Genomic DNA, 13,796 nt, shown 5'->3' with positions numbered 1-13,796 from the left:
GGGCGACGCGACGATCGCAGTCACCCCGCCGAACCTCAGCCAACTCGTGGACGACCTCCTCGGCGGACCCAACGCGATCCTCTACTCCGACGACGGCGCCATCAGCGTGAACCTCACCGACGGCACCGTCTCCGTCGACCTCGCCGAACTCGTCAACCCCGGCGGACCCAACCTGAACGGGCTGCCCGCGAACACCTCAGTGCTCACCCCCGAAGTGATCAGCATGATCACCGACGGCGTGAACCAAGCCCTCGGCAAACTCGTCGGCCACCTCACCGGCGGCCTCGACACCCTCCTGGAATCCACCCAGATCAGCCTCAACGTGGGCCTCAGCGTCGTCGCACTCCCCGCCCTCGGCGGCCTCCAACTCGTCAACGCACCCATCATCATCAACGGCACCCTCACCCAATTCCTCAACGGCACCGCCACCACGGACCTCTCGCAGCTCCAACTGCTGCCGGGCGTGCCGACCTGCCTCGGCGTCGAGGTCGGCGGGATCTGCACGGGCGTGGACATCAACACACTGCTCGCCTCGGTGCTCACCACCGTGACGAACACGATCGTGCCGACCATCCTCGCCGGGGTGGTCGCCCCGATCCAGACGCTGCTCACCAGCACGAGCGGCGAGATCACCACGGCGCTGAACGGGGTCGTCGACGCGGTGCTCACGCTCCTCGAGCCCGCTCTCGACGGGCTGCTGGCGAACATCGTCGTCATCCGCATCAACGAGCAACCCACCGAAGCACCGCTGAACGAAGCCGGCGGCGACCTCGGCCCGGGCTCCTTCACCGTCCGCGCCCTCAGCGTCACCCTGCTGCCCAACGTCGCGGACTCGGATCTGGCCAAGCTCGACCTCGCCTCCTCGACCGTGCTCGCCGCGGCGCTGCCGCCGGTGATCACGACCCTCTCGCCGAACCAGGGCCCAGAGGGCGGCGGCACGCTCGTGACGATCACGGGCACCGACCTCGCCGATGCCAGCCAGGTCACCGTGGACGGTGCGTCCGTGCCTTTCACCCAGGTGAGCGGCACCCAAGTGACGTTCACGACCGCGGCGCACGCGCCCGGCCCGGTGAACGTGACGATCACGACACCGGGCGGCACGAGCAATGCGCTGCCGTTCACGTTCATCCCGGCGCCGGAGATCACCGCGCTCGACCCGGACTCGGGGCCGACCGCGGGCGGCACGCTCGTGACGATCACGGGGACCGACCTGGATGGCGCGACCGAGGTCGCCGTCGACGGGGCATCCGTCCCGTTCACCCAGGTGAGCGGCACCGAGGTGACGTTCACCACCGCGCCCCACGCGGCCGGACCGGTGGACGTGACGATCACGACGCCGGGCGGCGAGAGCGCCCCGATGACGTTCACCTACGTGCCGGCTCCGACGATCACCTCGCTCGCACCGAACCAGGGGCCGACCGCGGGCGGCACGCTCGTGACGATCACGGGCACCGACCTCGGCGGCGCCAGCGCCGTGACGGTGGACGGGGCATCCGTCGCCTTCACCCAGGTGAGCGGCACCCAGGTGACGTTCACGACCGCGCCGCACGCGGCCGGAGCGGTGGACGTGACGATCACGACGCCGGGCGGTACGAGCGCGCCGATGACGTTCACCTACGTCCCGGCCCCAGCGATCGCGACCCTGACCCCGGACGAGGGTCCGGCATCGGGCGGCACGGTCGTGACGATCGACGGCACCGACCTCGCGAACGCGACCGCCGTCACGATCGACGGCGTCTCGGTGCCCTTCACGCAGGTGAGCGCGACGCAGCTCACCTTCACGACGCCGCCGCACGCGGTGGGACCGGTCGACGTCACCGTGACGACCGCGGGCGGGACGAGCGGACCGCTCGAATTCACCTACCTGCCGGCGCCGCTGCTCACCGAGCTCGACCCGGACGCCGGGCCGACCGCGGGCGGCACTCCGGTGACCATCCGCGGCAGCGACCTCGGCGACGCGACCGAGGTGACCGTCGACGGCGTGTCCGTGCCGTTCACCGGCGTGAACTCCGGCGAGATCACGATCGTGACCCCGCCGCACACCGCCGGCCCGGTCGACGTGATCGTCACCACGCCCATGGGCGTCAGCAACCCGCTGCCGTTCACGTACTACGACGTGCCGGTCATCGCCTCGCTCACGCCCGACGAGGGCCCGACCTCCGGGCTCACGCTCGTCACGGTCGACGGCACCAACCTCGCCGGTGCGACGGAGCTCACCGTGGACGGCGTCTCGGTGCCCTTCACCCAGGTGAGCGGCACGCAGATCACGTTCCTGACGCCGTCGCACGCCGCGGGCGAGGTGGACGTGATCGTCACGACGCCGGGCGGTGCGAGCAACGCGATGCCGTACACGTACGTCCCGGCCCCGGTGATCACCGCGCTCGACCCCGATGAGGGGCCGACCGCGGGCGGCACGCTCGTGACGATCACGGGCACCGATCTCGCGGGCGCCACCGCCGTCACGGTCGACGGGACGTCGCTCGCCTTCACCCAGGTGAGCGGCACCGAGATCACGTTCACGACGGCCGCGCACGCCGCCGGCACGGTGAACGTGGTCGTCACGACCGCGGGCGGACCGAGCAACGGGATGCCATTCACCTTCGTGCCCGCGCCGGTGATCACCGCGCTCGATCCCGATGCGGGACCGACCGCGGGCGGCACGCTCGTCACCATCACCGGAACCGATCTGGCGGGCGCGACGGAGGTCTCGGTCGACGGGGCATCCCGGCCCTTCACCCAGGTGAGCGGGACCGAGGTGACGTTCACGACGGCCGCGCACGCCGCGGGCCCGGTGGACGTGACGATCACGACCGCGGGCGGCGAGAGCGCGCCGATGACGTTCACCTTCGTGCCGGCGCCGGCGATCACCTCGCTCGCCCCGGACGAGGGTCCGACGGCGGGCGGCACGCTCGTGACGATCACGGGCACCGATCTCGCGGGCGCGACCGAGGTCACCGTCGACGGGGCATCCGTCCCGTTCACCCAGGTGAGCGGCACCGAGGTGACCTTCACCACCGCACCGCACGCGGCCGGTGAGGTCGACGTCACGATCACGACGCCCGGCGGCGAGAGCGATGGGATGCCATTCACCTTCGTGCCGGCGCCGGTGATCACCTCGCTCGCACCGAACCACGGGCCGACGACCGGCGGCACGCTCGTGACGATCACGGGCACGGACCTCGCGGGCGCGACCGAGGTGTCGGTCGACGGGGCATCCGTCGCCTTCACCCAGGTGAGCGGCACCCAGGTGACGTTCACCACGGCGGCGCACGCGGCCGGGCCGGTGGACGTGACGATCACGACGCCGGGCGGCGAGAGCGAGCCGATGACGTACACGTTCGTCCCGCCGCTCGGGCTCGCCGCGCTGAACCCCGACCACGGGCCGGAGACCGGCGGGACCACGGTGGTGATCTCCGGAGCGGGGCTCGACTCCACGACCGGCGTCACGATCGACGGCGTCCCGGTGCCGTTCACGATCGAGGACGACGGCACGGTGACGATCGTCACTCCGCCGCACGCTCCCGGCACGGTGGAGGTCGTGGTGACGAACCCGCTCGGCTCCGAGACGCTGCCGTTCACCTACAACCCGGTGACGACGGTCGACGAGGTCGATCCGCCGAGCGGGCCCGAGGCGGGCGGCACGGAGGTGACGATCACCGGCTCCTGCTTCACCGGGGCGACCGACGTCCTCTTCGGCGACGTCTCCGCCACGAGCTTCACCGTGGTGAGCGACACCGAGATCACGGCGGTCGTGCCGGCCGGCACCGGCGTCGTGGACGTCAGCGTCGTGGGCATCGGCGACTGCGGCACCGGCACCCTGCCGGACGGGTACACGTACCTGCCGCCCGTGAACGCCGCGGCGCTCACGCCCGACCACGGCCCCGCGAGCGGCGGCACGGCGGTGCAGGTGACGGGAACGGGCCTCGGCGGCACGACCGAGCTGCTGCTCGACGGCGAGCCGGTGCCGTTCACCCAGGTGAGCGACGGGCGGGTCGACTTCGTGACCCCGCCGCACGCGGTCGGTCCGGTCGACGTGACCGTCACCGCGGCAGGCGGGACGAGCGAGCCGCTGACGTACACCTACACGCCGGCCGGGATCGACACCGTCGACCCGCCGAGCGGGCCTTCGACGGGCGGCACCGAGGTGACGATCAGCGGGCAGTGCTTCACCGGCGCCACCGCCGTGAAGTTCGGCTCGAAGAACGCCACGTCGTTCCGGATCGTCGACGATCGCACGATCGTCGCGGTCGCCCCGGCCGGCACCGGCGTCGTGGACGTCACCGTCGTCGGCAGCGCCGACTGCGGCACGGCGACGCTCGCGAAGGCCTACACGTACCGATCGGGCGCGATGGCCTCCACCGGATTCGACGCCGCCCCCGCGGCGCTCGGCGGTCTGGTGGCGCTGATCGTCGGATTCGGTGCGCTCCTGGTGGCGCTCCGAGGCAAGCGGCGCCGCGCCTAGCGGGAGGGGAGCGGGGGTCGGTGCCGCGGCGCCGGCCCCCGCTCTCGTGCGCGCGGATGCCCGGTGCTGATCAGCCGGCGAGGCGGGCGCAGTCGATGCAGAGGGTCGCCGTGGGACGGGCCTCGAGCCGGGCGACCGAGATCGGCTTCCCGCAGTTCGCGCAGATGCCGTACCCGCCGTCGGCGAGGCGGGCGAGCGCCCGATCCACCTCGGCGAGCTCGAGCTCGGCGTCCGCGAGCACGGCGGTGCGCTGCGACCACTCCTGGGTCATGGTCGGGCCCTCGGGGTCGTGCTCGTCGTCGGCGGAGGCATCCGATCGCGCGGTGCGCACTTCGGCCATGCCCTCGCGGTGCTCGCTGAGCCGGGCCTCCGCCTCCTCCCGCTCGGCGCGGAGCGCCTCCTCGAACTTCGCCATCCGGGAGTCGCTGAAGTGCCTGGTCATCGTCGCCCCTCTCCGCCGGGTCCGGCGATGGCTTCCGGCGTGCTGGCATGCTACGCCCGCCGGATGCCGGAATGGGGGAGGCATGTCGGCGGCGGTGGCTACGATTGGGAGGTGGTCACCGCCCTCTACCGCCGATACCGGCCCGAGACCTTCGCCGAGATGATCGGCCAATCACAGGTCACCGAGCCGTTGATGACGGCGCTGCGCACCGATCGGGTGAACCACGCCTATCTCTTCAGCGGCCCGCGCGGCTGCGGCAAGACGACGTCGGCGCGCATCCTCGCCCGCTGCCTCAACTGCGCCGAGGGCCCGACCGACTCGCCCTGCGGCGTCTGCCCGAGCTGCGTCGAGCTCGCGCGCGGCGGCGGCGGCTCGCTCGACGTCGTCGAGATCGACGCGGCGAGCCACGGCGGCGTCGACGACGCCCGCGACCTGCGCGAACGGGCCATCTTCGCCCCGGCGCGCGACCGCTTCAAGATCTTCATCATCGACGAGGCGCACATGGTGACCTCGGGGGGCTTCAACGCCCTCCTGAAGATCGTCGAGGAGCCGCCGGAGCACGTGAAGTTCGTCTTCGCGACGACCGAGCCCGAGAAGGTGCTCGGCACCATCCGGTCCCGCACGCACCACTACCCGTTCCGTCTGGTGCCGCCGGCCCCCATGCTCGAGTACGTGCAGCAGCTCTGCGCCGAGGAGGGCATCCAGGTCGAGCCCGGCGTGCTCGCCCTCGTGGTGCGCGCCGGCGGCGGTTCGCCGCGCGACACGCTCTCCCTGCTCGACCAGCTGATCGCCGGTTCCGAGGGGTCGACGATCGACTACGAGCGCGCGGTCGCGCTCCTCGGCTACACGCACGGCGCCCTGCTCGACGAGGTCATCGACGCGATCGGCGCACGCGACTCGGCCGGCGCCTTCGCGGCCGCCGACCGGGTCGTGCAGACCGGTCAAGACCCGCGGCGCTTCGTCGAAGACCTGCTCGAGCGGCTCCGCGACCTCATCGTCGTCGCCGCGTCGTCGCCCGAGGCGGCCGCCGCGGTGCTCCGCGGGGTGCCGGAGGACGAGCTCGCACGGATGGCCGTGCAGGCCCGCGCGTTCGGCTCGGCTGAGCTCTCGCGCGTCGCCGACCTCGTGAACCAGACGCTTACCGAGATGACCGGCGCGACCTCGCCGCGGCTCCACCTCGAACTCATGCTCGCCCGGGTCCTCGTGCCGCCGGCCGCCGTCGGCGGTGCGGCCGCGCCCGGGCCGGCGGCCCCTCAGCAGAGCGCCGTCCAGTCGGCCGCACCCGTTCAGCAGACGCCCCCGCAGCAGACGCCGCCCCAGCGCGCTGCCGCGACGCCGCCGGTGCCGTCCGGCGCGCCGGCGGGGCCATCGGCCGAGTCGACTCCGATCGTCCCCGATGCGCCTGCGGAGACGCCGGCCTCCAAGGAGAAGACGCCCCCGGCCGGTGCGACGCCCCCGGTGGAGGCGACGCCTCCGGTTGAGTCGACCTCGCCCGCGGCGGAGACGGCTCCGGCCGCACCCGAGCCGGTGCGGGCCGAGAAACCGCCGGCGTCGAAGCCGAGCGCACCGATCTCCCTGCCGCAGTTCCGCGATGCGTGGCCCGAGGTGCTCTCGGTGCTGCAGCGCCGCAAGCGCACCGCGTGGATGGTGGCGTTCACGGCGAAGGTCCGCGACTACCGCGACGGCGACGTGCTCGTGCTGTCATTCCCGAGCGTGCAGGACGTCGAGGGCTTCCGCGGCGGCGCCCCTGGGCAGAGCGTCGCGGAGCTGCTCCGCGAGGCGATCGAGCACGTGCTCGGCGTGCGGGTCAAGTACATCGCGAAGCCGGAGGCGGCGTTCGCGGGCGAGCCGATGCCCGCAGGCGATGCGCCGAGCGGCACTGCATCCCCGGCGCCGGCCGGGCGCGGCGCCTCGGCGAGCGACTCCGCTTCGGCATCCGACTCCGTCCCCGCGACCGACTCCGCCGGCGGGGCGAAGGCGCAGAGCGCGTCGTCGTCGCTCGCCGCCACCGCGACGACCGTCGCCGCGCCGAAGCCCGCGGCGCAGGCCGCTCGGGTCGAGCAGGCCGGGCCGGTCGACTCCTGGGCGACGGTCGCGATCCCGCGCGAGTCGCCCGAGGCCGCCGAACCGCTGCCCGTCGGCGCGATCACTACGCCGTCGATGCCGACCCCGCCGTCGAGCGCGACGCCCGCGCCGGGCGAGAAGCCGACCGGCACCCAGAACCCCCGACCCGCGCGGAGCGACGACGCACCGGTGCCCGACGACGCCGACGCGCCGCCCGAGGACTTCGAGCCGCCGTTCGACCCGGGCCCCGAGCCCGAACTCGACGCCGCCCCGGTGCGGGAAGCAGCGCCCCAACGGCAGGCCGCGCCGACGTCGGCGCCGGCGCCGTCGCCGTCGCCGAACAGCCAGGCGCAGACCGCGCAGGCACCGAGTGCGCAGAGCTCGGCCGCGCAGGCGCCGAACGCGCGCCCGGCCGAGGCGCGTCAGGCCCCCGTGCAGTCGCGCGGCGGCGATCGCCGTCCCGGCGGCTCGTCCGGTGGGTTCCAGCGCTACGGCGAGGCTGTCGTCCGCGAGGTGCTCGGGGCGACCTTCCTCGAAGAGGTCGAGGCACCGCCGCCCCCCGGCCGCGGCGGCGGGTTCGGGGAGCGTGGCTAGCCCGTGTACGAAGGCATCGTCCAAGAACTGATCGACGAGCTCGGGCGCCTGCCCGGCATCGGGCCGAAGTCGGCGCAGCGCATCGCGTTCCACATCGTGCAGACCGAGCACTTCGACGTCACCCGGCTCGCCGAGGTGCTGCTCGAGGTGCGCGACAAGGTGCGCTTCTGCGACATCTGCGGCAACGTGTCCGAGCAGGCGACCTGCTCGATCTGCCGCGACCCGCGGCGCGACCCGGCCCTCATCTGCGTGGTCGAGGAGGCGAAGGACGTCGTCGCCATCGAGCGCACCCGCGAGTTCCGGGGGCTCTACCACGTGCTCGGCGGTGCGATCAGCCCCATCGACGGCGTCGGCCCCGACGAGCTGCGCATCCGCCAGCTCATGCAGCGGCTCGCCGACGGCACGGTGCGCGAGGTGATCATCGCGACCGATCCGAACCTCGAGGGCGAGGCGACGGCGACGTACCTCAGCCGCCTGCTCACGACCCTCGAGATCAAGGTCACGCGGCTCGCCTCCGGGCTGCCGGTGGGCGGCGACCTCGAGTACGCCGACGAGGTCACGCTCGGTCGCGCCTTCGAGGGGCGGCGCGTCGTCGGCTAGCCGTACTCGGTCGAAGCGGCCGGCGGCTCGCCGTACTCGGTCGAAGCGATCGGCGGCTTGAGCGGGAGCCGACCGGGCACGGGCGGCACTCCGGTCGTGCCGGCCGGGGCGACGTCCGCGGCAACGGCGACCACCGCTGCGACGGCGACCACAGCGACCGCGGGTTCAGCGCAGCACTTCGACGAGCACGACCCAGGCGTGCACGATCGCCGCGGCGATCGCGAGCAGGGTGCCGACCGCGAGCAGCCACAGCCCGGCGGCGGCGCCGTCGTCGCCCGCGACGACGAGGGCGAGCGCCCCGGAGAGATACGCGAGGAGCGGCAGCACGCCGGCGATCGACTTGCCGAACCGCACCGCCACCGTCGGGCTCTGCGCGCGGTCGGCGAAGACGCTCCGCACGGCGTGCACCTGGAAGGCCGTCGCCGCGAGCGCGGCGAGCAGCACCTCGAGCCCGAAGAGACGGGCGGGCTGCTCCGGGGCGATCGCGAGCCCGGTCGCGACGATCGCGAGCACGAGCGTCGCGAGACTCCCCGCGATGCGCGCGGTGAGCGAGGACTCCCCGGTGATCCTCGCGATGTTCACCGACATGGCGACGATGAGCAAGCCCGCGAGGGCCGCCGTCGCACCGACCATCGCGACGTTGAACTCCGCCCACTCACGCAGCAGCTCCGGCATGGGGCGATGCTAGCGCCGCGCCGGCCCGCGCGACAGGGCCGGCCCGCGCGACAGTGGCGGCCCGCGCGACAGGGCCGGCCCGCGCGACAGGGGCGGCCGGCGCGACAGGGGCGGCCGACGGTTGACGCGCGGGGGCAGCGGGCGTAGGAAGGCCGGAGGACGCGAGCACGGCGGTCAAAGCACCAGCCGCCGGAGCGCCGCGGCGGGAGGGATCGGGATGAACGAGCGGGCGGGCGACGAGCGGGCGCCGAGCGCGAGGCTCGCCGACTGGATGGCGGGCTACCTGCGCGCCTGGCGCGGCAACGACGCGGCGGACATCGGTGCACTGTTCACCGATGAGGCCGTCTACCTGACGGCGCCGGACGCCGAGCCGAGGCGGGGGCGCGAGGCGATCGTCGCGGGATGGCTCGAGGACGCCGATGCGCCGGGGGAGTGGTCGTTCGACTGGTGGGTGCTGCACGAGAGCCCCGGGATCGCGTTCGTGCAGGGACGCACCGAGTATCCCGCCGAGCGGGACTACCTGAACCTCTGGGTCATCCGCTTCGCCGACGACGGCCGCGCCGCGGAGTTCACGGAGTGGTACCTGGCGCGCCCGCACGCCGACTGATCCGGCGCGACGGCGCGACGGCACGCAGCCGTCCGGCGACGGCACGCACGCCGCCCCGCCCCGCGCCGGACCCGGGCCCGCGTCACATGGCGAATCCGGAATGCCGCCAGCCGTATGATGAAGACTTCCGACGACGGGCCCGTCGGCCCGCGCGCGCCCAGAACCCCGGGAGGCCACGTGAGCTTGATCGTGCAGAAGTTCGGCGGGTCATCCGTCGCCGACGCCGAGAGCATCAAGCGGGTCGCGAAGCGCATCGTCGAGACGCGCAAGGCGGGCAACGACGTCGTCGTCGCGGTCTCGGCCATGGGCGACAGCACCGACGAACTGCTCGACCTCGCCAACGAGGTCACGCCGATCCAGGCGCCGCGCGAGCTCGACATGCTCCTCTCCGCGGGCGAGCGCATCTCCATGGCGCTCCTCGCGATGGCGATCAAGAGCATGGGGCACGACGCGCGCAGCTTCACCGGCAGCCAGGCCGGCATGATCACGGATGCCACGCACGGCGCCGCCCGCATCGTCGACGTCACCCCCGTGCGCCTGCGCGAGGCGCTCGACGACGGCGCGATCGTCATCGTCGCCGGTTTCCAGGGCTTCAGCCGCGAGTCGCGCGACATCACGACGCTCGGCCGCGGCGGCAGCGACACCACCGCGGTCGCCCTCGCGGCCGCGCTCGAGGCCGACGTCTGCGAGATCTACACCGACGTCGACGGCGTCTTCACCGCCGACCCGCGCGTCGTGAAGCGCGCGCACAAGCTCGGCCGGGTCACGAGCGAGGAGATGCTCGAGCTCGCCGCGTCCGGCGCGAAGGTGCTGCACATCCGCGCCGTCGAGTACGCCCGCCGGCACGGGGTGACCCTGCACGTGCGCTCGTCGTTCAACAACACCGAGGGGACCATCGTCTACGACCCCTCGCGCGCCCCCGAAGGAGCCGAAGTGGAAGAATCCGTCATCGCCGGCGTCGCCGTCGACCTCTCCGAGGCGAAGATCACCGTCGTCGGCGTGCCCGACAAGCCGGGGGTCGCCGCGAAGATCTTCAAGATCGTCGCCGCCACGAACGCGAACGTCGACGTCATCGTGCAGAACGTCTCGGCGGCCGCCACGGGCAAGACCGACATCTCCTTCACGCTCCCGAAGGCCGACGGCGAGAAGGCGCTGACCGCGCTCGCCGGCGCGCAGGAGGCGATCGGCTTCGGCTCGCTGCAGTACGACGACCAGATCGGCAAGCTCTCGATCGTCGGCAACGCGATGCGCAACGCCTCCGGCGTCTCGGCGAAGCTCTTCGAGGCCCTCTACGAGGCGGGCATCAACATCGAGATGATCTCCACCTCGGAGATCCGCATCTCGGTGGTCACCCGCGCCGACAGCGTCAACCAGGCCGCCGTCGCCGTGCACACGGCGTTCGGCCTCGACGCCGCCGAGGACGCCGTCGTGCACGCGGGCACCGGTCGCTGATCCCGGCGAACGGCCCGGATGCCGCGGCGTCGCGCCGGGGCATCCAGCCGAAGCATCCGGCCGGAATGCGTGACCTTCCTGCCAATCCCGCCGGTGATCGCGGATTTCCGGCCGGGAGCCGCCCGGCGTCGGGCACACTTGAAGAGCTACGAATACGAGGGACAACATGAGCAACGGTGTGAACATCGGCGTCGTCGGCGCCACCGGTCAGGTCGGCGCGGTCGTGCGCCGGCTGCTCGAGGAGCGGGACTTCCCGGTCGCGAGCATCCGCTTCTTCGCCTCCGCCCGCTCGGCGGGCACGACCCTGCCGTTCAAGGGCGAGGAGGTCGTCGTCGAGGACGCCTCCACGGCCGACCCGACGGGGCTCGACCTCGCGATCTTCTCCGCCGGGGCGACGCTCTCGAAGGCCCAGGCGCCGCGGTTCGCCGCGGCCGGCGTCACCGTGATCGACAACTCGAGCGGCTGGCGGATGGACCCCGATGTGCCGCTCGTCGTGAGCGAGGTGAACCCGCACGCCATCGATGAGGCGCGGAAGGGCATCATCGCGAACCCGAACTGCACCACGATGGCCGCGATGCCCGTGCTGAAGGTGCTGCACGAGGAGGCCGGGCTCGAACGCCTCATGATCTCGACCTACCAGGCGGTCTCGGGCGCCGGGCTCGCGGGCGGCGAGGAACTGCTCGAGCAGGCCCGCGCGGCCGTCGCGCAGGACGCCATCGCGCTCGTGCACTCGGGCGACGCAGTGTCGTTCCCCGAGCCCGCGAAGTTCCCGCGGCCGATCGCGTTCGACGTGATCCCGCTCGCCGGCTCGATCGTCGACGACGGCGACAACGAGACCGACGAGGAGAAGAAGCTGCGCAACGAGAGCCGCAAGATCCTCGAGCTCCCCGGCCTCCGCGTCGCGGGCACCTGCGTGCGCGTCCCCGTGTTCACGGGGCACTCGCTGTCGATCCACGCCGAGTTCGCGAACGAGCTCACCCCGGAGCGCGCGACCGAGCTGCTCGCCGCTGCGCCCGGCGTCGAGCTGAGCGACGTGCCGACCCCGCTGCAGGCGGCCGGCAGCGATCCCAGCTACGTCGGCCGGATCCGCGCCGACCAGTCGGCACCCGAGGGCAAGGGGCTCGTGCTCTTCGTCTCGAACGACAACCTGCGCAAGGGTGCGGCGCTGAACGCCGTGCAGATCGCCGAGCTGGTCGCCGCCAAGCTGCCCGCCGCGGTCTGAGCCGCGCTGTCCGAACGCCCCGAGGCCTGCCGGCCCCGGGGCGTTCGTGCGTCCGCCCGCCCGCGGCGTCCGCCCGCCGCGTCCGCCTGCCCGCGGCATCCGCCCGCCGGACCTGCCGACCCCGACCCCGACCCCGACCCCGCGAACCCTGCCGCGTCGACGACAACTCAGGAACACCTCGATCGGCATCCGCTTCATCCCGCCGATCCCCGATTCCCTCGACGCCCATATCTGCCGGATGTTCCTGAGTTGTGGGAGAGGGAAGGAGGGAGCGGGGATCTTGACGTGGCTGAGTTTTGTATACAGAATACTGAGGTAGCAGTTCCCCCGACCGGCGCCCGTCGCCGGCTCCTCCTGCAATGACGAAAGAGGTAGCGGAATGGCCCGCGCGAACTCGAAGATGAGGCGGCTGTTGGCGATCGGCGCAGCGAGCGCCCTCGCCATCGGCCTGGCAGCGTGCAGCGGTGGGGGAGGTGCGAAAGACGCGAACACCGTCGTGTGGTCGACCTGGGGAACCGCCGAGGAACTCACCCGGTACCAGGACTTCAACAAGGAGTTCATGAAGCGCCACCCCGACATCACGGTGAAGCTCCAGCCGGTCGCGAGCTACGAGGAGTACCACTCGAAGCTCCTCGCCCAGCTCGCGAGCAACACGGCCCCCGACGTCTTCTACGTCGGCGACGACAAGATGGGGCAGTTCGTCGACTCCGGGCGCCTCATGCCGCTGAAGGAGCTGATGGAGTCGAAGGACAGCCAGACGAAGCCCGACGACTTCTTCCCCGGCCTCTTCGGCGCGGCCGAGAAGGACGGCGAGTACTACGGCGCCCCGAACGACTCGAACCCCGACGTGCTCTGGTACGACAAGACGGCCCTCGCCGCGGCCGGCATCACCGAGGACCCGGCCGCGCTCGCCGAGCAGGGCGAGTGGACGACCGAGAAGTACCTGGAGATGAACGCCAAGCTCAAGGACGCGGGCCTCACCGGCTCGATGTTCTGGAACTACTGGGCGACGCACTGGAGCTGGCTCTCCTCGCAGGGCCTGCCGGCGCCGTACGACGAGTCGGGCGCGTTCACCGCGAACACCGACCCGGCGAGCGTCGCGGCGATCGGCGAGCTGGGCGCGCAGTTCCAGGACGGCACCTTCGTCGTCGCCGACACCCTGCCCGACGGCGCCGGGGCCGACAGCATCTTCGTGACGCACAAGGCCGGCTTCTTCGTGCAGGGCCGTTACACGATCGGCACCGTGCAGACCGCGGGCGAGCCCGACGCGTACGACATCGTCCGCTGGCCGACGCCCGACGGCCAGGCCGCGCCGACCGGCGTCGCCGTCTCCTTCCTCGCGATCAACGGGAAGACCCAGGCGAAGGATGCCGCGTTCACCTTCTGGACCGAGTTCCTCTCGGCCGAGGGGCAGACCTTCCGCCTCGAGGGCGGCGGCAACGCCGTGCCCTCGATCAAGGGCGCCGACGACGTCGTGCTCGAGGACGGCTACCCGGCCCACGCGCAGACGTTCCTCGACATGCGCGACATCGGCTTCACCAACTACGCCGCCGAGGCGCGCGTGCCCGGCCTCTCGACGGGCATCAGCGAGGAGTTCCTGAAGCTCTACCAGGGCAAGGCGGACGCGCAGCAGACGCTCGACGCGGCCGCGGCGCTCGTGGAGAAGTCGGGGAAGTAG

10 protein-coding genes are annotated in these 13,796 nt (G+C 72.5%); 7 read left to right on the top strand and 3 right to left on the bottom strand.

Annotation, left to right across the window (positions count from 1 at the left end; all coding sequences use genetic code 11):
* The first annotated feature begins 46 nt into the window (after positions 1-46).
* Complete coding sequence (locus ROT00_RS16315) at positions 47-4,462, top strand: beta strand repeat-containing protein (protein WP_404776090.1); 4,416 nt, start codon at positions 47-49, stop codon at positions 4,460-4,462.
* Between the two features lie 70 nt (positions 4,463-4,532).
* Here ROT00_RS16315 and ROT00_RS16310 read toward each other — a convergent pair whose 3' ends face one another.
* Positions 4,533-4,904: a TraR/DksA family transcriptional regulator gene (locus tag ROT00_RS16310; protein WP_404776089.1), complete on the bottom strand. Its 372-nt coding sequence runs from the start codon at positions 4,902-4,904 to the stop codon at positions 4,533-4,535.
* Between the two features lie 111 nt (positions 4,905-5,015).
* Between ROT00_RS16310 and ROT00_RS16305 the strand changes: the two genes are divergently transcribed.
* Both ROT00_RS16305 and recR read left to right on the top strand, forming a co-directional pair.
* Positions 5,016-7,562: a DNA polymerase III subunit gamma and tau gene (locus ROT00_RS16305; RefSeq protein WP_404776088.1), complete on the top strand. Its 2,547-nt coding sequence runs from the start codon at positions 5,016-5,018 to the stop codon at positions 7,560-7,562.
* A gap of 3 nt (positions 7,563-7,565) precedes the next feature.
* Positions 7,566-8,162, top strand: a complete 597-nt coding sequence (gene recR, locus ROT00_RS16300; RefSeq protein ID WP_404776087.1) for a recombination mediator RecR — start codon at positions 7,566-7,568, stop codon at positions 8,160-8,162.
* On the opposite strand, the gene ROT00_RS16295 is transcribed toward recR, so the two are convergent.
* Together ROT00_RS16295 and ROT00_RS16290 are read right to left on the bottom strand one after the other, a co-directional pair.
* Entirely contained in the window at positions 8,159-8,314 is a 156-nt protein-coding gene (locus ROT00_RS16295) for a hypothetical protein (RefSeq protein WP_404776086.1), read from the bottom strand. The genes recR and ROT00_RS16295 overlap by 4 nt on opposite strands.
* A gap of 13 nt (positions 8,315-8,327) precedes the next feature.
* Positions 8,328-8,837, bottom strand: a complete 510-nt coding sequence (locus tag ROT00_RS16290; protein ID WP_404776085.1) for a hypothetical protein — start codon at positions 8,835-8,837, stop codon at positions 8,328-8,330.
* Positions 8,838-9,054: 217 nt separating this feature from the next.
* Here ROT00_RS16290 and ROT00_RS16285 point away from each other — a divergent pair, with 217 nt between their 5' ends.
* The 4 genes from ROT00_RS16285 (at position 9,055) to ROT00_RS16270 (ending at position 13,796) form a co-directional block, all read left to right on the top strand.
* The gene (locus tag ROT00_RS16285) at positions 9,055-9,444 is read left to right on the top strand and encodes a YybH family protein (protein WP_404776084.1); all 390 of its coding nucleotides are present in this window, start codon (positions 9,055-9,057) and stop codon (positions 9,442-9,444) included.
* Positions 9,445-9,621: 177 nt separating this feature from the next.
* Entirely contained in the window at positions 9,622-10,896 is a 1,275-nt protein-coding gene (locus ROT00_RS16280) for an aspartate kinase (RefSeq protein ID WP_404776083.1), read from the top strand.
* Between the two features lie 166 nt (positions 10,897-11,062).
* Positions 11,063-12,118, top strand: a complete 1,056-nt coding sequence (locus tag ROT00_RS16275; protein WP_404776082.1) for an aspartate-semialdehyde dehydrogenase — start codon at positions 11,063-11,065, stop codon at positions 12,116-12,118.
* A 412-nt stretch (positions 12,119-12,530) separates the two neighbouring features.
* A complete protein-coding gene (locus tag ROT00_RS16270) occupies positions 12,531-13,796 on the top strand; it encodes an ABC transporter substrate-binding protein (protein ID WP_404776081.1) in 1,266 nt (421 codons plus the stop codon).

The organism is Agromyces mediolanus (assembly GCF_044917495.1).
In the GTDB taxonomy this organism is placed as follows: domain Bacteria; phylum Actinomycetota; class Actinomycetes; order Actinomycetales; family Microbacteriaceae; genus Agromyces; species Agromyces mediolanus_B.
Note: the sequence above shows the minus strand (reverse complement) of the source record. Positions and strands in the feature narration are given on the sequence as shown.